The following is an 18,927-nucleotide window of genomic DNA, read 5'->3' as shown; positions in this document are numbered from 1 at the left end:
ATTCGGTTATACATCATTGTTGGTTCTTCGGGAAGGCAGTATAAGATCATCATCCGTATCGTACAACTCTCCGAAATGAGTATGTGAAATTCGTTGCATAAACCAGGTAATTCCAATTATCGCCAATACACTCAGGATAACATAAACAGGTTCTATTACCGGCTCCTGTTCTATGAAGTTTTTATTACGATAGACCAGGATCACCTGTACGGCATTGTTCACAAAATGGCCAAGCACGGCCGGCCAGATACTGCCACTGTACCAGTAAATCGCACCTAACAGAATGCCAAGTAAAAGCCTGGGAAAAAAACCAAAAAACTGGCCATGAAATGCAGAAAAGAGGACAGCAGTAATAAGGATGCCAATCCAGGGACGCCGACTAATCTGGATAAACAGGCGCTGCAGTATTCCCCTGAAAAAAAACTCTTCACAGATTGCAGGTAATACTGCTATGAGAAAAAGCATGGCGATCAGATCAGTCGGGCTTTTCATATCCAGGAAAGCCTTCATCAGTTTTATGGCATTGTCTTCCGCCAGCCGCATGGACGCTTCCATCGACTTAAAAGCTGCAGGCAAGTGGATTTGCTGATTTACCATATTCAGCCAGGAGGCGGCCGGATAGGCCAGCAACATAAGTGCCACTCCTATCCACCAGAAACTGGAGGGCTGGGGCGCTTTATGACCAATATAGGCAAATGGACGGCGATCACTCAAGTAGGCAAAAACAATAGACGGCAATAAAAAAATGGCAACACTCAAAATGGCCTGCAACCATTTCAGTGCTGCAACCACTCCGGACTTTTCGAGATTCATCTGCTGGATATCCTCCAGAGTTACTCCCATACCCTGGGCAATTCCATAAAATGCTACCAAGCCCAATGCCAAATACATCCCGAACGTCAGGCTGCCAAAAACGACCAGTTGCAACCAGGCGGGTTTATACTTCAGATAAGTATTCATACGATGCCTGCAAGATGCGTTTTTTTGGGCAGAACTGGCATTTTATGGCGTAACTTTGCCGTTTTCAAACAGCGGCATGGTGAAGATAGGCTCCATAGAACTTCCGGATTTTCCACTTCTACTCGCTCCCATGGAGGATGTGAGTGATCCCCCCTTCCGGGCAGTTTGTAAACTGAACGGAGCTGATATGATGTATACGGAATTCATCAGCAGCGAAGGGCTAATCCGGGATGCGATCAAAAGCCGCCAAAAGCTCGATATCTACGAAGCGGAGCGCCCCATTGGAATCCAGATTTTCGGCGGCGATGAAGAAGCCATGGCGATGAGCGCACGAATTGTGGACACGGTTCAACCTGACCTGTTGGATATTAATTTCGGTTGCCCGGTTAAAAAAGTTGTGACTAAAGGAGCCGGAGCTGCTGTATTGAAAGATATTGACCTGATGGTTCGGCTCACTGCTGCCTGTGTGCGGTCCACCAACCTACCCGTAACAGTCAAAACCCGCCTGGGTTGGGATGCCGACTCCATTAATATTGGTGAAGTGGCAGAGCGCTTACAGGATACCGGCATCAAAGCCCTGGCCATTCACGGCAGAACGCGCAGTCAGTTGTATAAGGGTGAAGCAGACTGGACGTATATTGCCCGGGTAAAAGATAACCCCAGAATCCAGATTCCCATTTTCGGCAACGGAGATATTGACTCACCGGAGAAAGCACTTGACTATAGAAAGCGATTCGGTATAGATGGTATTATGATCGGCAGAGCTGCTATCGGATATCCCTGGATCTTCAATGAGATCAAACATTTTTTTGCCACAGGTGAGCATCTGACCCCTCCAACTATAGAGCAACGAGTTGATGTGATCCGCAGACATCTTCACAAATCAGTTGAATGGAAAGGACTGGTTCCAGGCATTAATGAAATGAGACGGCATTACAACAATTACCTGAAAGGATTGCCCAACATCAAGGAATACCGCCTCAAACTGGTAACTTTCAAAACGGTTGAAGAAATTGATGCTGTGCTGGATGAAATCATTCGTGTATACACCGGCTTCCAGTTTGAACGCCGGCAGGTAGAAATGGATAATCTATCTTATAATTGCGACTAATCCTAACCGTTGTTTACCGCTTCAATTACCGATACATCCAATGGTGACACACCAGGGGCAAAATAATTGATTAACACACCTTCTTCATTTAAAAGATATTTGGAAAAATTCCATTCCGGAGACTTGTTGCACCATCCATTTTCTGCAGGATTCGACAACCAGTGAAACACCGGATGTTGGGAGGGACCGGGTATAACACTCGATTTTTTTGCAACCGGAAAACTAACCCCATAATTTAATTTGCAGAATTGTTCAATAGAGGCATCATCACCCTTTTCCTGTTCTTTGAAATCATTAGCCGGGAAGGCCAGTATATTTAACCGATCCGGGAATCGCTCATACAACTGCTGCAATTCTTCGTATTGTGCAGTGTATCCGCAATCCGATGCAGTATTAACCAATAATACTTTTTTCCCTTTGAATTGTTCAAGCGGCAATTGTTGTCCACTGGCCAGGTAAACAGTTCGGTTATAGATTGACGTAAGTGGTTTTTTCTCATCCCTGTTGGAAAGAACTGCGGCCTTCATTCCCGTCCATTTCCCCAATTTCATAAGGAGTGGATAAATGAATTTTAATAAGCGTTGGCGGACAGACAGGACTGTGTGTTTATGATTCATCCAATTACTTTTTTGTACAGTGAAAGCTTTCCTTTCATAGGAGGATATTTGATGGCAGGGTCAAACCAGGCGGGTGTTTTCATAACAGCTTTATAATGCGTGAAGCGATCAAAACTAAATTTTCCATGTGCAGCCCCAATTCCACTATCGCCCCGCCCACCAAAGGGAAGCGCCGCATTGGTAAACTGCCAGGCAGCATTATTTATGCATCCGGTTCCAGCTGGTATGGCTTGAATCCAGTCCTCCTCTTTTTTACTGCTGGATGTAAAAACATAAAAAGCAAGCGGATTCGGATGTTGCTGCACAATCGCCAGTGCCTCCTCCTTTGTACTGAAACTGAAAACCGGCAAAATGGGACCAAAAATTTCTTCCTGCATAATTGGAACTGAAAGCGATTCGGGTTTAATCAGGGTTGGTTCAATATAGAGATCCCTTTCATCACTGTTTCCGCCATGCAGCAAAACTCCTCCCTTTAAATATGAATTGAGCCGGTCAAATTGAGACTTGTTGATGATGCGGCAATAATCCCCGGATTGCTGCGGATTTTCACCATAAAATTTCCGGATATTTAACTTGATGGCTTCAACCAGTCTTTCACGAATCCGCTCATGCACGAGCAGGTAATCAGGCGCGATACAGATTTGTCCGGCATTAGAAAACTTGGCAACAGCAATCCTTCTGGCAGCCACTTCAACCCTGGCGTCCTCTTCCACAATACAGGGACTCTTACCGCCCAGCTCCAGGGTAACCGGCACAAGTTTGGAGGCAGCCATTTCGTATATTTTTTTTCCAACTTTAGTACCTCCTGTAAAAAACACATGGTCAAACCGGAAAGATTGCATCATGGCGGGAACTACTACCGCTCCATCTCCTGGTGCAAACAAAATTTCCTGCTGTAAAGCGGTTTCCTGAATGATTTTTCCCAGGATTTTTTCAGTAGCAGGAGCATACTCACTTGGCTTTACTACAACCAGATTACCTGCTGCCAATGCGCCCACCATTGGACCAAGCAACAGCATAAAAGGATAATTCCAGGGAGCAATAATCAATACTACACCCAGTGGTTCAGGATAGAGGTAACTGGCCGATGGAAGATTTACCAGGTTGGTTGCCACTCTCCGAGGACGCATCCATTGTTTCAGGTGTCGAATGGCATGATCAATTTCGGCGATTGTGATACCAATTTCGGTTACCCATGATTCCTCTTTTGATTTATGCAAATCAGCTTTAAGGGCATCATAAATAGCCGCTTCGTTCCGAAAAACTGACTGCTTCAGCTGTTTGAGAATTTGTATACGAGCTTTATAAGCTGCCAGCAATCCGGATTGAAAGCGCTGCTTTAATCCATCCAATTGTTCCTGGGTAATATCTGGTATCATACTTTCAAAATACAACAATTGTATGCAATCCTGGTTCAATCCTGTTTTCTGTACCTTCATCCTATGCTTTCGGATGAACATTTTATGAAACAGGCACTGGTACTTGCCCGTCAGGCATATGATGCCGGAGAAGTGCCGGTGGGTGCGGTGGTTGTGATCAATGATCGGATTATTGCGCGGGGTTATAACCAGGTGGAGCAGCTGAATGATCCAACTGCACATGCTGAAATGATTGCCCTCACATCTGCATTCAGTTTTCTTGGTGCTAAATACTTGCCTGATGCCGCTCTTTATGTAACTGTAGAACCCTGCCTGATGTGTGCAGGAGCCCTTTATTGGAGTAAACTTAGCAAAATTGTATGGGGCGCTTCAGATGAAAAAAACGGATTCGCACGTCTTACACGCGACCAGTCTCCTTTCCACCCGAAAGCTATTATCCGCAATGGGGTATTGGCGGAAGAAGCAGCGGAACTGATGAAACGTTTTTTCAGAGCCAGGCGGTGAATTGATTTTAACAATCCCTTGTTAAGCCCCAAACCTGCTTTATGGTCTATGTTGTATAAAACTCAAGGCCATGAAAAAAATGCTACTCCTTTTTTTACCTCTCGTGCTGGTACTTGCTTCCTGTACACGCACTTATGTTGAACCAGGGCCGGTTATTGATGAACGTTACTGGTTAAGCCAGGAAAGAGGGGTGGTTGTTTATAGCGGATTCGACTGTGATTTTTTTGTTGTAGAAACCCGTTATGGATATACTGTGATCCGCAGCTGGGGCGGATTTACACCGCTGAGAGGAGCCGTTGTTTACGGTAATTTCAGTCGCTTTGGAGTACAGTCTTTTTACAACAGATCGGAAGGCATGATTCAGCAGGGAAATGTAATTGACTACTGGTTGACATACTGGGATGCCATCGACCTGGCAGATTTTGAATGTAACCCTTTTTAACAAATTGTATCAGAATAGAAAGCTATCTCCTCGCCGGGATGGCTTTTTTATTGTTTTGCGCTCTGGCCCTGAGCCATTAAATTTGTTACTCCTTTCGGTAGCCTCATTTTTATTCATCATAAATAGTTATTCTATGGCATTTACATTACCGGCGCTCCCATATGCTCATGATGCACTGGAGCCTCATATTGACACACAAACCATGCAGATTCACCACGGAAAGCACCACCAGGCTTATGTTGATAATCTTAATAAAGCTATTGCCGGCACTCCGAATGAAAATAAATCAATTGAAGAACTCGTAGCTGCCGCGGGATCTATTTCTGCTGCAGTACGTAATAATGGTGGTGGTCACTGGAACCACACTTTCTTCTGGGAAAGCCTGGCACCTAACGCAGGCGGCCAACCGACTGGCGCTTTGGCTGATTCCATTAGCGCTGCCTTCGGTTCCTTTGACGCATTTAAGGAAAAATTTGCAACTGCCGGCATGACCCGTTTTGGAAGCGGTTGGGCATGGCTGATAGTTAAAGATGGAAAACTGGAAATCAGTTCAACCCCAAATCAGGATAATCCATTGATGGATGTTGCTGAAGTGAAAGGAACTCCTCTCCTGGGCGTTGATGTTTGGGAACATGCCTACTATCTGAAATACCAGAATAGAAGAGCTGATTACCTGTCAGCATTCTGGAATGTTGTCAACTGGTCAAAAGTGGCTGAGCGTTTCGCTGCTGCCAAATAATACCTGATTTTTCAAACCAGAGATCCCGCCAAGGGCGGGATCTTTATTTTAAAGCGATACCATGAAAAAATTGATCTTTGGAAGTCTTGCTTTACTTGCTTTAGCAGCCTGTTCCACACCTCCTCAGAAAAAAGTGGTGGTGATGGCAAGCGGAAAATTTACTGTTTCTCAAACTGGTGATGCCATTCAATTTGAACCTGGTACCCAGCATAATGAAGAAGTTATTACACTCAAAGGAGACAAAATCACGTTAAATGACGGAACCGGTAGCAGAGACCTGACTGTTACAGAACCTGGCGTTTATTTATTGAATCTGAAAAAAGATACATTAATTGGATCCCTTCAATCATTTGGGGATGCCAGTACCCGGGAGTCCAGAATTACGCAGGTAGAACTGATGAATCGTATGGACAGCCTACAGCAATTGATGGTGGGCACCAATGTTACTCCTGAGCGGAAAAATCATTTTCTGGCTCCAGGTGATCTCAAAAAAATCAGTGCTGAAGACAACGCTATAGTTGTTGGCCCTTACAGAGGGATTCCTGCATCGCTTAGCCCCGATAAAGATGGAAAAGTTCCTGAGGTTTACAAATTCATCACCAATAAAGACGCCCGCGCAACATTGGATCGGCTGACGAATATGTTGAAGCAATAATAGGGTGAAAAGTGAAAAGTGAAAGGTGAAAAAGGGTGAAACGATTGGAAGGTGAAATGAAGAAACCAAAATTCACCTGTTTTTAGATGGATTTCAACCTAAAATAAAGTGGGTGCCGGACTTCCGGTACCCACTTTGTTTTACTCCAGTAATTTTCACCTTTCACCCTCTATCACCTTTCATCTTTCACCTTTCACCTTTTATGGCACCGGATCATACCCACTACCACCCCAGGGATGGCATCTGGAAATTCGTTTCAGCGTTAGCCAAAAACCTTTGATCGGGCCGTGTTTTCTAAACGCTTCCAACCCATATTGGGAACAGGTAGGGGTAAAACGGCATTTGGGCCCCAGAATTGGAGAAATCAGCCATTGATATAGCTTGATAAGAGCGATAAAAGGGAAGCTGGCAATTTTTTTTAGGAGTTGAGGCATTTTTACGGTTTCATTTTGCGGACTAATTTTTTAAATGCTGCTGTTACCAGTTCCTGGCATACATCAAATCCGATAATCTCTTTGCCGGTAAATAGAAAAAAGAGATCCAGGTGGATACCCACCTGCTCAATTTCTGTTTCAAAAGCTGGCTTAGCCAGCCGGATAGCCTCCCTCAACCTTCTTTTAATAAGATTTCGGTCCACCGCTTTTTTGAAATAACGCTTACTGACCCCCACCCCAACAAGCACCCGGATCCGGCCTTCAGCCGGGCTTGTAGTAAATACCACCCGGATTTCACCCTGGGAAAACTTTTGTCCTGTTGTAAACAGCGCATCTATTTTCTTTCGATGTTTGAGCCGTTCCCTTGCTTTAAGTGTATACAAATGTATTTTTTGCTGCATGTTCCGGATGAGTAAGTTACTCAGAAAGGCTGAAAACAAAATTAGCTCTGGTCCTAATCGGATCAGAGCTAATGCGTATCATCGAAAACCGCGTAGGGCGGCCTGCTTATTTCAGCTTGCTTTCAGAAGAAACAGTGAGTTTCTTACGACCCTTTGCGCGACGGCTGGCCAGCACTTTACGGCCATTAGCAGTTTGCATGCGCTTACGGAAACCGTGAACGGTTTTACGACGACGACGGTGTGGTTGAAATGTCCTTTTCATTTTTCAATGGTTTTTACAACTCAAAAATTCGCTTCCTGTGGAGAGCCAGTCAGCTGATTTCCAATCACATCGGGCCACCATACCCGCTTGTGTCGTGAAAGGGACGGCAAAGGTAATAAAATATTGGAATAAAAAAGGCTTAATCTCTCATTCCCCATTGCCGGTAATGAGGAAACCAGGAACTATTCCAAAACTGATACCTGGGAATGATCGTTTTTTCCAATCGGTTCAGGAAATCCGGGTAATTTTTCCTGCCAGCCGGCGTCCAAAGCGCCTCACTAACTGCAGACATCCTTGGAAAGATCATATAGTCTACCTTGGTTGAATATTCCATATACTCCGTCCAGACGTTCGCCTGTCCCCCAATGATTTTATGTGCCAATCCCTCCTTGCTGAACGCAGCAGGAACAGGATCATATTTATAAACTGCCTCTAACGGATTGTAACCGTGAATCGCCAGGCTATCTTTCGGATCTTTTGATTGATAATGGTCAAAATAAAAAGGTTTTCCGGGCGACATGACCAGTGAAAAGCCTTTACGAGCGGCAGCCAGTGCCTGCTTTTCATTTCCCCAGTTCATAATGAGGGTTGCCGTATCCAGTTCTCCTTCAGCAATTTCATGCCAACCAATCGCTTTTCTGCCCGATTCTTTTAAATATCCGGCAACCTGTTCTATGAAATAAGTCTGAAGTGCCGTTTCATCCTTTAGCCCTTTCTCTTTCATAAATACCTGTGTGGCAGGGTCCTGTTTCCACCAGAGTTTGGAACATTCGTCTCCTCCCAAATGAATGTAGGTGGAAGGAAATAACTCGGTCAATTCCTGAAAGACAGTTCTTAAAAAGGAAAAACTTGCGGCATTGGGTGCCAGCACATTGTTCTGCCGGTTGTACATTCCCCAGGTAGTTGCAACGTTCCAGGTAGTATCCGGACGAGTACTGAATTCAGGATAGGCGGCTATGGTAGCCCGACTATGACCAGGAATATCAAGTTCCGGTATTACGGTAATGCCTCTTACGGCTGCATATTCCAGGATCTCCCGTATTTCTGCCTTTGTATAAAACCCACCATAGCGCTTTCCATCATAGCGGGCTGGCTGATCTTTAAAATGTCCAATAAGGGTGGAGTCTCTCCAGGATCCGATGCTATTCAATTTGGGGTAGGAATTGACCTCCCACCGCCATCCCTGGTCATCAGTCAGGTGCCAGTGAAACGTATTAAGCTTATGAAACGTGAGATAGTCAATGTATTTTTTGATATAGTCAACCGGAAAAATGTGGCGAACTACATCCAGGTGCATACCCCGGTAGGTGAATCTCGGATAATCCAGCATTGAAAGAGCGGGCAGCTCGATGGAAGTCACAACTCTTAATGGCAATAACTGGAGAAAACTTTGCATGCCGTTTACCAATCCACGAACACCTGCAGCACTCAGCTTAACGGCCCCTTGATAAACCTGCAGCAGGTACATTTCCGGGCGATTCAACGATACGGAGTCTTTCACCAAATATATTGCTGACTTTTTAGGTGTTTTCATGTCATTGGCCGCCCAAACCGGAAGCGTCAAACCAGTTTGCCTAGCTATTTCCTGCTGAAAATAATTCGCCTGTACCATCCAGCTACTGTCGGTTACAATACTGGTAGCTACCGTAAGTTGGAAACCCTTCCCTGGTAGCATTTCCATCTGAACAGGTTCGGGCACTATAGCTGGTTTGCTTTGTGCCGATGCAATAAAACTTATACATACTACCATTAATGCTAACAGCATCCGAATCATGTGAGATTAATTTTTTCTGCCTTTATTGCTGCTCCGTAAAACAGGCTGGCATGTTGTTCAAAATCTGTTATATCATCCGTCGTACAAAACCTTCTACTACCGGTTTTGGACAAACGCTTTTCCATTTCCGGGTGTCTTTGAAGATAATCCGAGAGGCTATTCGCGACAATTTCTCCCTGCGAAATAACCTGGATACCCCCCGGAAGAAACTGCTTTATCTTATCCATCAGCAGCGGGTAATGAGTACAGGCCAGTAAAAGGGTATCTATTGAGTTGTCCTTTTCCAATAAGGAATCAAGATGCTTTTTCACAAAATAATCAGCACCCATCCCGGCATGTTCATTGTTTTCAACCAGTGGTACCCACATTGGGCAGGCCTCCTGATAAACCGAAATACCGGGGTAAAATTTTTCAATTTCAATCGGGTAAGACCCAGAACTGACCGTTCCTTTGGTGGCTAGAATACCCACTTTGCCCGTTTTGGTTAAGGTCCCAATCAATTCGGTTGTAGGACGGATAACCCCCAAAACGCGATTTGTTGGCGCAAGTTGTGGCAAATCCTGTTGTTGAATACTTCTTAATGCCTTTGCAGAGGCTGTATTACAAGCAAGAATTACGAGTGGGCACCCCTGCGCAAAAAACCACTTTACACAATCCAGTGTATAGCGATAGACCGTTTCAAAACTACGGGTACCATAAGGCGCTCTTGCGTTATCTCCAAGGTAGAGATAATCGTACGCAGGCAATATATCAACGATTTTTTTCAGAACCGTCAATCCCCCATAACCGGAATCAAATACACCAATGGGTGCCAGTTGCTTTTCCATGAGTTTGCCAAATATAACAAACGCCGGGATGCTATCCCGGCGTTCATACAGAGCCTGTGAAAAGTATCGTTATTTAAGACCTAATTTTTTCTTTACCAGTGGGAGCAAATCATCACCGGGAGGAGAAACAATCAGGTACTCCTTTGGTAATACATACGCATATCCACTTTCTTTGGCAACAGCCTGAACCGCATCCATTGCTTTTTTCTGGATAGGCTCGCTCAGTTCTTCCTGGCGCTTTTGCAATTCCTGCTGAATGCGCTGCTCTTCACCCTGAAGTTCAGTCAGCTTTTGTTGTAATTCTTTTCTTTTAACATCCTTCACAGCTTGTGTCATTTTTGCAGAATCTGCGTTGAACTTATTAATAGCTTCATTCAAAGCAGTTTCTTTTTCCTGTGCGCTCTGAATTAAAGCATCCCGGAATTGAACCAATGCAGAGTCAGCTTTTTTCGCTTCAGGCATTAGGGCCACGATTTCATTAAAGCTGATATAACCAATTTTGGTCTGCGCCTGTGCAGACTGACTGAACGCTGCGATTCCAAGCGCCACCATCAGAACAGATAAAACTTTTTTCATGCGATGTTTTTGTTACTTTAAGTTGTTTTCGTTTTGGTTTTAGTTGTCTTAATTCGTCTAATTTAACGTTATTTAACACCCAATTCCCTAAGCACATCTTCACTTTTATCGAGCTTGGGGTCGGCAAATATAACAGTAATTCCTTCACTTCTGTCCAAAATAAAGTCGTACATCCGGGCCACTGCGATTTTCTGAATGGCGGCGTAAACCTTATCCTGTATGGGTTTCACCAGTTCCTGGCGTTTTTTGAAGAGATCTCCTTCAAACCCAAAACGTTGCCGCTGGAGTTCCCGAACTTCTTTTTCCCGGTTGAAGATTTCGTCTTCTCTTTTCTTCAGCAGCTCAGGGCTCAACATCACTTTCTCAGCCTCATAATCCTTGTATAATTTATTGAGTGCCTGTTGCTTTGAGTCAATTTCAGCCTGCCAGATTTCACTGGTTTTGTTCAGCGCTTCCTGAGCCTCTTTATATTCCGGCAACTTATCCAGTATATAACGGGTATCCACAATTGCATAGCGTTGTGCCTGAACTGCTACTGCAGATAACAGGAAAGCCACACCAAGAATCAGTAGTTTTTTCATAACTATCTATTTTACAGTTATTATGTAATTATTCCGGCTCGAAACCAAGCATAAAGGTAAACCTGGCCGCGTCGCGGAGTTTGCCATTGGGCGTTAACCGATCAAATCCTACACCATAGTCAAATCCAAGCAATCCAAACATAGGCAGGAAAAACCGCATGCCCACACCTGCACTTCGTCTGAGCTGGAAAGGGTTATAATCCTTATAGTTATACCATCCGTTTGCTGCTTCAAAAAATGCCAATCCAAAAATAGTGCTGTTCGGGTTGGTTGAAAACGGATAACGCAGTTCCAGCGTGTATTTGTTGAAAATCGTAAAAAACTGACTGGCAGACGAGCGATCCGGGTTAACGGTTGGATCCGAATTATCATAAACCGGATAACCTCTGTGTGCGATGATATCATATCCAAGCAAACCGAAGTTATTGGTTAGGCCCGCATCACCCACCTGGAAGCGCTCAAACGGAGAATAATCCAGTTTGGAATTGTATCGGCCCATAAAGCCGTATTTAGCTGCTGCCTTCAATACAAATTGACGGCTCTTGTCCGCACCCATCGGTCTTCCGATAGGCACATACCATTCACCCGTAAAGCGCCATTTATGGAACTCCGGCAATTCATACGGGTTTGCAGATTTTACACGCCCCGGATCAATAAGCGAATAGGGCGGTGTTGCCTGTACACTTGCCATGAAATTGGAACCGCTCTTGGGGAAGATCGGCTGATCGATGGAAGACCTGCTTAATGCAAGTTTTAAACTCAGGTTATGAGCTGTAGTATTATTCAAACCCGGGAATAGATTTGGATAATTTCTAAGCTTGTATTGTGTGAAGTTCAATGAGTAAACCAGTGTAAAGAAGTCATCCGGCCAACGCAACTGTTTTCCAAGTGCAATAGAAACACCCAGCGTTCTTAAATAAGATGTGTCACCTGCTCTTCTATCAAACAGACCGTTAAAGGGATTAAAAGAATTGGCAAAGCGGGTACTATAAAAACTTACCGTAAAGGAGTTTCTTCTTTTACCGCCCAGCCAGGGTTCCGTAAAGCTGAAATTATACGAACGAAACTGGCGTCCGTTACTCTGTAATCGGAGACTTAGCTTTTGCCCATCGCCAGATGGCAGGGGATCCCAGGATTTTTTATTGAAAATATTTTTGATGGAGAAGTTGTTGAAGGTAACACCCAGTGTACCTGTCAAACCGATATTACCACCCCAGCCCGCAGATAATTCCAGCTGGTCGTTGGATTTTTCTTCTACCTTATAATTAATATCCACTGTACCATCATCCGGATTGGGTACCGGGTTAATATCAATTTTTTCCTGGTTGAAGAAACCCAGGTTGGCAATTTCACGGTTGGAACGGATCAGGGCAGCCCGACTAAATTTATCACCCGGAACTGTTCTGATTTCACGACGAACCACATGCTCCTTGGTTTTATCGTTTCCTGCAATGTTCACATTCTTGATGGTAGCTTGCGGGCCTTCTCTCATCCGGATTTCGAAATCGATGGTGTCATTATATACGGCTGTTTCAATAGGATCTACCTGGAAAAACAGGTATCCATCGTCCATATACAGTCCGCTGATATCACCACCTTCCGGAGACATTTGTTTTCCCAGTTTGCTATTCAGTGTTTCCAGGTTGTAGATATCTCCCTTCTTAATTCCTAATAACACATTGAGGATGGAATCGGAATATTGTGTGTTTCCTCTCCAGGCGATATTCCCAAAATAGTAACGCCTTCCTTCATCAACTTTCAAGTCGATGTTCAGGTTGCCTTTTTTGGTGTAATACATCGTATCTTCTATGATCGCGGCATCTCTAAAACCCAAAGAGTTGTAATACTCCAGAATTTTCTCCTTGTCTTCCAGGTATTTCGTCTCATTGTATTTGGCAGAGCTGAATAATTTAAAGCGGAAGTAAGGATCGAGAAAATTACCCGTTTTAGTTACTGATAAAAACCCTAAGTCTTTTACGTATTCCTTAAAAGAAACCGGTTTCTGAACACCGTAACTACTTGAATCAACTTTAGGATAAAGAGTCAGTCGGGTTGTTTCCTTGGTACCCTTCATTTTTTTCTTCAGGCGGAGTTCATTTACTTCTTCATTGCCAAAAAAGCTCACCTGGTTAATGCGTACCTTATTTCCCTTTTCAATACGAAAGGTCAACTGCTGGGTATTGACAAAAGCAGGATCGGGAGTTTCTTCAATTCTAACTTTTGCTCCCTGAAATCCTTTTTCAACATAATACTTGATGATATTTTCAACAGCTGTTTTTTTCATGTTTTCGGTAATAACGCGTCCCTTTACAAGACCTGTTTTGCCTGAAAGATCTTCCTGTTCCGATTTTTTCACCCCTTTGAAATAAAAATTTGAAAGACTGGGTCTTTCTGTAACATTTATTTCAATATAAAGATTACGTCCTTCAACTTTTGTGTAATAAATTTCTACATCGGAGAACAAATTCTGTTTCCAGAGGTTAAGTATAGCCTTACTAATATTGTCACTACCGGGGATGACTACACGATCTCCGACAGATAATCCGGATATGGATAAAAGAAGGGCTTCATCGCGGTATTTAGTACCAGTAACAGTGATGCCCGCAATAATATATTCTTTGGGACTTTTGGTGTTTGCTAATTCCTCCAATTCTGGATCAATTGCAGTGGGTCGGGTAGTATCGGGTTGCTGCGCCATCGCATTTCGTCCAATCAACATAAGCAGTAAAGCAACAACGACTATTCGTAAGTGCATCCAGTTGGTTTTAATAAAGTAGGCAAATTAAGAGGATTGTTTAAAAAAGCTTTGTTAAAGGGGTGCTTCCTGAACCTGGGCGCTGGTTTTTCCGAAACGTCTTTCTCTTTGCTGGTAATCCAGAATTGCTTCATATAAGTTTTCTTTTCGAAAATCAGGCCATCTGACATTGGTAAAATAAAGTTCGGCATAGGCCAGCTGATACAGGAGGAAATTGCTGATCCTGTATTCTCCACTGGTCCGAATCATCAATTCAGGATCAGGGAACTCACTGGTGCACAAGTACTTTGATAATATAGACTGGTCAATATCAGTAGGTTGTAAGAGCCCTTGCTGCACATCTACTGCAATTTTTTTTACAGCTTCCACCATCTCCCACCGGCTGCTGTAGCTAAGCGCCATAACCAGCCCGAGGCCGGTATTCGCAGCCGTCATATCCAGTGCCTCCCGTAATTCCTGCTGCGCATATTCGGGCAACATGGCGGTATCTCCGATTACATGCAGCCTTATATTATTGCGGTTAAGGGTTTCCACTTCTTTGCGGATCGTGTCAACCAGCAACTCCATCAAACCGTTCACTTCATTAGCCGGCCGATCCCAGTTTTCTGTACTAAATGCGTATAAGGTAAGATACCCAACTCCCAGTTCAGCGCAACCTTCTACAATATCTCTTACACTTTCAACACCATGAAAATGACCGTAAAGGCGGTCGTGACCCTTTTCCTGGGCCCAACGACCATTTCCATCCATGATGATGGCTATGTGACGGGGGAGCTTTTGCCGGTCAATTTTCGCCTCTAGCGAACTCATATAAACAAATTTCAGGCTGCGAAGGTACGGAAATTGATCAACCCGACGCAGAACAGGATTTGACCTACAGTTTTGCGGTTGGACAGCGATAACTGGTCAGGTTGAAACTAATGGTGAATTGGGCGGTAATAAATTGGTCTTTTTGTCCTGCATAACCCCGCTGGCGACCTTCAATCCCAATGATTTCTCCTACTTCATAACTTCTGTCCTGAAGCAAAAAACCCGGAGTGGAAGTTCCATCCGGAAGGGGTGGAAATTTATCTGCTCCAACATAGGTCGTGCTGACATCATCCAGGTAATCCGTATTGGTAAAGCGATGTAGTACTTCAAATCCAACATTTATTCGCTCATTAAGCGAATATTTAACCCCTACCCCAAAGGGAATAGCAAAAGCCATGCTGCTGTAGGGTTTCCGGTCGGGATAAGCAGCGGAACCCTGTCCTTCAGTACCCAGTGGCCGAAGAAAATATTTTTGTCCACCCAGATAGGCATAGGGATCATAACTGAATATACTTGCCCCAATGGTTACATAGGGAGTAAACCGATAATCATAAGAACCTGGAACGTATTTAAAGAAATTAAAATCGCCCTGTAAGGCAAGTTCCCAGACATTACTGTTAAAGCTTAGGTTTCTTCGACGCTGAAATTCATTATCAGCATAATATTTATCGGCATAACCCAGCTGGGCAAACTGCCCTCCTACACGAACCGCTATATAGTTGCCAAACTGTTTGCGGAAAAATACACCAAATGCGAGTTTGGCCCTGTTCACCTTGGCAGCTGTATTGAGGTCGCCAAAATAGTGGGCGCCACCTATAGATACACCAATCTCACCTTCCTGGGTTACAGATTCCATCTGAGCCCGGACAGCGGAATGCATGGTAAGTACTGCCAATACCGGCAGAATCAGTTTCTTCATATTGCAATATAACGTATAATCAAATCAGGAGCAGATAAAGGAAATGCTAATTACGTGTATCCAACCCCCATGAAAGTTTGTTCCTTAAAGTGCTAAGGAAATTATTTTCATTGAGACGTACAATACTTACGTCAAATTTCTCTCGTTTTACGGCTAATTGTATGTTTTTGCTAACAATTTCGCGGCGACTGTCCAGTGCACAGATAAAATTATCCGAACGGGATTCAACTTCAAAGGATATAATGTTATCATCCGGTACTATCAAAGGCCGAACATTCAGGTTATGAGGGGCTACCGGGGTTATTACAAAACTTCCGGAATCCGGAAATACAATCGGTCCACCGCAACTGAGGGAATAGCCAGTTGATCCGGTAGGTGTACTGACGATGAGGCCATCCGACCAGTAAGTGTTTAAGAATTCGCCGTTCAGATAGGTGTGAATCTTAATCATCGGAGAGATATCCGTTTTATGGATAGCAAACTCATTTAGTGCGTAAGGCGTTTCGCCGAACAGCAACTTATCCGCATCCAGGTGGATCAGAGAGCGACGATCGATTACAAACTGTCGGTTTACCATGGAAGCAACAGCAGTTTTAAGTTCTTCTTTGCCTATGCTTGCCAGAAATCCAAGTCGGCCAAAATTAATTCCAAGGATTGGGATTTTTTTATTTCGAACCAGGGTTACCGTATCAAGCAGGGTTCCATCTCCACCTAAACTGATAACAAATTCAATAGACTCATCGAGGTCTTCGGAACTGCTGAAGGTGGTAAGTTTATCGAGGTGGAAGCGCACAACCGGGGCTATCTGTTCAAAAAATGCCTGGTAAATAACCGGCTCTATCTGCAGGCTATTGAGTTCATCGAATAAGTTCTGTATTTCCGAATAATCATCCTGGTCGATTACCCGGCTGTAAATCGCCACTTTCATGTATCTGTTTTAGCCACCGGAAAGATAGGGCATTAAAAATCATTCCGGACGTGAAAAAAGAAGCCGTTTTGCCCTAGTTGATTGAAGCTGTATTCAAAGCGCAATACGACATCGTACAGTGAAACAACATCAATTCCGAAGCCGGCTGTTGTGAGCAATTTATTATTTAGTGAATTTTCCCGGAAATACTTTGAATAGGAGTAACCCAGGTCGGCATAGGTTTTTGCATAGATTCTGAAAGGTACCCGGTCATGACTCTGGCTGCGGATCGGAAGGGGAACTGAAAAATTTAGAATTTCCCGACGAAGCGTATTCCTGGTCATCCCACCCAACACACCATCAATCACATATTTTTCCATTCCCCGCAGGTAAAAGTCTCCATATCCCATCAGTCGGTGCTGGCTAAAAGGCTGTTTGAAAGGAAGCCGCACCGTACTTGTCAGTTGGGTTGAGAAAGATCCTTTTGCCCCGATCTCCCAGGCTTTTGTAGCCTTCACATTCAACTGCCACATGCCTACATCTGATCCGAAACCACGACGGATCAATTGAGTCTCAGCCATGAAACCTCTCAGAGGATAAGGTGCATAATCCACATCCAGAAAGTTCATGGTATAACTTATCTCGGGGTAAACTACCTGGGTTCTGCCGGATTTACTGATGTAATTGTTATTCACATTCCAAACCGCACTATCAATTTTACTCATCCCAAATCCAGCTCTTATTACGTGGCGGGTTTTAAGTCCGGGTCTGTAATTCCATTGAACAGAGCCGGTCATGGTTTCTTCCAGGAACCGTCCGGCTTTTGGAAGAGAATCCGCCCTTAAAAAAAACTGTTTGTTATTCACGGTACGAGGATTCACCTCCTTCATTGCAGAATAGTTGAAGTTGATGCCATAACCGCTTTTCAGAGATCCATCCATAAATGGCTGGTTGTAAGAAACCTGGACCTGCCGTGAGTAGCCGGTAATCAACCAAACTTTCAAAACATCGTTTCTTCCCGTAGTATTATAATAATTGAGCTTAGCACCGTAATTAATCCGGTCCAGGCTGTACCCCTTATCTGCCCAGGTTTGCAAATTCCGGTCAATTGGTTTCAGGTAAGGAATGGGAAAAATATACCATCGTTCTTTCACATCAATTTCTACATCAACGAGGTAGCCCCTGAAACTCCGAAGTGAAATTACTACATCATTAAACAAGCGTGTATTCACCAATTGCTGTTTCCCCAGCCGGAATTGGGCAACCAGTTGATTGAGGGCGACCGAATCACCTTCTTTGAAAGGGAGCTCTCTTTTGATAATGTAGTCCTTGGTTTTTTTGTTCCCGTTGATATAAATTTTATCAATCATGAATAACCTTCTTTGAGGAGGGCTTTCAACGGGCATTGCCCCCGGCGGGCTTAAGCCAGGCGCTGTTTTAGCTTCATCGGTAATCGGCAAACTTGTTTGTGCAAACAGGCCTCTTCCAAAACAGCAGAAGAGCATTAACAGACAGATTCTATATTTCCACACAATATTCATTCCTTTCATGCACGGTACCTATGAAAATACAGGATTCAGCCAAAACTGGAAATCAAATTTGATTTTTTTTACAGATTAAGGTAATTCATGAGATGGTCGTAGTTGTTTCTAAGTTCATTTTCATACATTTCTTCTCCGAAATAGTACCGAACCTGGTATTCATAGCGCTGAAAAGTGGCAACAATGTCAGATAATTCGAACTTATTCAATTTAAGTGTAACATATAAAACGCCCAGGTTGTTGTCAAAGTAAGTGTTCAGCTGGGTGATTTGGGCATCGTTTGTTTCTACCAATTTGTAGATTTCAGAGAAGGCGAAATTTCTTTTATCCATTTCCAGGACTATGATACCTCCTGGTTCATCGGCTCCTATCATATGGCCGGTAAATTTAAGCAGATCGGCTGCCGCGATGGCCCCCACCCACTCAAAATTGGTTTCCGTAACTGGTACTACTGCCAACCCATATTCGTTTGCCAGCTGAACCGCCTCCGTAAAATGTCCGTTCGGACTCACCCTCACTCTGGAAATAGCACCGCTGATGGTTTCGAGTGTTTTACTGTCGTCTTCACTGTTAAGTAAGTCCGATTCAGCAATAAGCCCCAGAAAAATGTCTTCTTCAACAAGTGGCAAATGGATCACATTGCAGTCATCCATCAACTGCATAGCCCTGTAAATCGGGTCTTTTACAGACAATACAGGGAGTGAAACCGATATCAGGTCCTTATTGATCACTT

Annotated in this window: 21 protein-coding genes; 5 read left to right on the top strand and 16 right to left on the bottom strand. The window is 43.9% G+C overall.

All coding sequences use genetic code 11. The features are described from left to right. Nucleotides 1-6: 6 nt before the first annotated feature. A complete protein-coding gene (locus MD536_RS20030) occupies nt 7-960 on the bottom strand; it encodes a CPBP family intramembrane glutamic endopeptidase (protein WP_239603415.1) in 954 nt (317 codons plus the stop codon). A gap of 76 nt (nt 961-1,036) precedes the next feature. On the opposite strand from MD536_RS20030, the gene dusB reads away from it, so the two are divergent. Then, the gene (gene dusB, locus MD536_RS20025) at nt 1,037-2,071 is read left to right on the top strand and encodes a tRNA dihydrouridine synthase DusB (protein WP_239603413.1); all 1,035 of its coding nucleotides are present in this window, start codon (nt 1,037-1,039) and stop codon (nt 2,069-2,071) included. A gap of 2 nt (nt 2,072-2,073) precedes the next feature. Here the strand turns inward: dusB and MD536_RS20020 are convergent, their stop codons facing one another. Both MD536_RS20020 and MD536_RS20015 read right to left on the bottom strand, forming a co-directional pair. Beyond that, entirely contained in the window at nt 2,074-2,622 is a 549-nt protein-coding gene (locus MD536_RS20020; RefSeq protein WP_239603412.1) for a glutathione peroxidase, read from the bottom strand. Nucleotides 2,623-2,684: 62 nt separating this feature from the next. Beyond that, on the bottom strand, nt 2,685-4,127 hold the full coding sequence (locus MD536_RS20015) for an aldehyde dehydrogenase family protein (protein WP_239603410.1): 1,443 nt from the start codon (nt 4,125-4,127) through the stop codon (nt 2,685-2,687). 3 nt (nt 4,128-4,130) lie between these two features. Here MD536_RS20015 and MD536_RS20010 point away from each other — a divergent pair, with 3 nt between their 5' ends. From MD536_RS20010 to MD536_RS19995, 4 genes are all read left to right on the top strand, one after another. Then, nucleotides 4,131-4,571, top strand: coding sequence for a nucleoside deaminase (locus tag MD536_RS20010; protein ID WP_239603408.1), 441 nt, complete (start codon nt 4,131-4,133; stop codon nt 4,569-4,571). 70 nt (nt 4,572-4,641) lie between these two features. Beyond that, entirely contained in the window at nt 4,642-5,013 is a 372-nt protein-coding gene (locus tag MD536_RS20005) for a hypothetical protein (RefSeq protein WP_239603406.1), read from the top strand. A gap of 133 nt (nt 5,014-5,146) precedes the next feature. Beyond that, entirely contained in the window at nt 5,147-5,752 is a 606-nt protein-coding gene (locus MD536_RS20000; protein WP_239603403.1) for a superoxide dismutase, read from the top strand. Nucleotides 5,753-5,813: 61 nt separating this feature from the next. Next, a complete protein-coding gene (locus MD536_RS19995) occupies nt 5,814-6,407 on the top strand; it encodes a hypothetical protein (protein ID WP_239603401.1) in 594 nt (197 codons plus the stop codon). Nucleotides 6,408-6,607: 200 nt separating this feature from the next. On the opposite strand, the gene yidD is transcribed toward MD536_RS19995, so the two are convergent. From yidD to MD536_RS19930, 13 genes are all read right to left on the bottom strand, one after another. After that, nucleotides 6,608-6,841 carry a membrane protein insertion efficiency factor YidD gene (gene yidD, locus MD536_RS19990; RefSeq protein WP_239603399.1) on the bottom strand — a complete coding sequence of 78 codons (234 nt, stop codon included), beginning with the start codon at nt 6,839-6,841 and terminating at the stop codon, nt 6,608-6,610. 2 nt (nt 6,842-6,843) lie between these two features. Beyond that, a complete protein-coding gene (rnpA, locus tag MD536_RS19985) occupies nt 6,844-7,242 on the bottom strand; it encodes a ribonuclease P protein component (protein WP_239603397.1) in 399 nt (132 codons plus the stop codon). A gap of 106 nt (nt 7,243-7,348) precedes the next feature. Further along, on the bottom strand, nt 7,349-7,504 hold the full coding sequence (gene rpmH / locus MD536_RS19980) for a 50S ribosomal protein L34 (protein ID WP_072038984.1): 156 nt from the start codon (nt 7,502-7,504) through the stop codon (nt 7,349-7,351). Between the two features lie 139 nt (nt 7,505-7,643). Next, nucleotides 7,644-9,278 carry a beta-N-acetylhexosaminidase gene (locus MD536_RS19975; protein ID WP_239603395.1) on the bottom strand — a complete coding sequence of 545 codons (1,635 nt, stop codon included), beginning with the start codon at nt 9,276-9,278 and terminating at the stop codon, nt 7,644-7,646. Further along, entirely contained in the window at nt 9,275-10,105 is an 831-nt protein-coding gene (gene murI / locus MD536_RS19970) for a glutamate racemase (RefSeq protein ID WP_239603393.1), read from the bottom strand. Before murI ends, MD536_RS19975 begins: the two co-directional genes overlap by 4 nt. Nucleotides 10,106-10,174: 69 nt before the next feature. Then, the gene (locus MD536_RS19965) at nt 10,175-10,681 is read right to left on the bottom strand and encodes an OmpH/Skp family outer membrane protein (protein WP_239603391.1); all 507 of its coding nucleotides are present in this window, start codon (nt 10,679-10,681) and stop codon (nt 10,175-10,177) included. A 68-nt stretch (nt 10,682-10,749) separates the two neighbouring features. Beyond that, nucleotides 10,750-11,262 (bottom strand): OmpH/Skp family outer membrane protein, encoded by a 513-nt coding sequence (locus MD536_RS19960; RefSeq protein WP_239603388.1) that lies wholly within the window; start codon nt 11,260-11,262, stop codon nt 10,750-10,752. A gap of 28 nt (nt 11,263-11,290) precedes the next feature. Then, nucleotides 11,291-14,017 (bottom strand): BamA/OMP85 family outer membrane protein, encoded by a 2,727-nt coding sequence (locus MD536_RS19955; protein ID WP_239603386.1) that lies wholly within the window; start codon nt 14,015-14,017, stop codon nt 11,291-11,293. 54 nt (nt 14,018-14,071) lie between these two features. After that, on the bottom strand, nt 14,072-14,827 hold the full coding sequence (gene uppS / locus MD536_RS19950) for an undecaprenyl pyrophosphate synthase (RefSeq protein WP_239603384.1): 756 nt from the start codon (nt 14,825-14,827) through the stop codon (nt 14,072-14,074). A gap of 64 nt (nt 14,828-14,891) precedes the next feature. Beyond that, complete coding sequence (gene porG, locus MD536_RS19945; protein WP_239603382.1) at nt 14,892-15,746, bottom strand: type IX secretion system protein PorG; 855 nt, start codon at nt 15,744-15,746, stop codon at nt 14,892-14,894. 46 nt (nt 15,747-15,792) lie between these two features. After that, nucleotides 15,793-16,674, bottom strand: coding sequence for an NAD kinase (locus MD536_RS19940; protein WP_239603380.1), 882 nt, complete (start codon nt 16,672-16,674; stop codon nt 15,793-15,795). Nucleotides 16,675-16,706: 32 nt separating this feature from the next. Beyond that, a complete protein-coding gene (locus MD536_RS19935; RefSeq protein WP_239603377.1) occupies nt 16,707-18,158 on the bottom strand; it encodes a POTRA domain-containing protein in 1,452 nt (483 codons plus the stop codon). A gap of 104 nt (nt 18,159-18,262) precedes the next feature. After that, on the bottom strand, nt 18,263-18,925 hold the full coding sequence (locus MD536_RS19930; protein WP_239603373.1) for a CBS domain-containing protein: 663 nt from the start codon (nt 18,923-18,925) through the stop codon (nt 18,263-18,265). Nucleotides 18,926-18,927: the final 2 nt, after the last annotated feature.

Origin of the sequence: Flavihumibacter cheonanensis, from assembly GCF_022352215.1 — a bacterium.
Taxonomy (GTDB): domain Bacteria; phylum Bacteroidota; class Bacteroidia; order Chitinophagales; family Chitinophagaceae; genus Flavihumibacter; species Flavihumibacter cheonanensis.
This window is presented reverse-complemented; position numbering and strand designations above follow the sequence as displayed.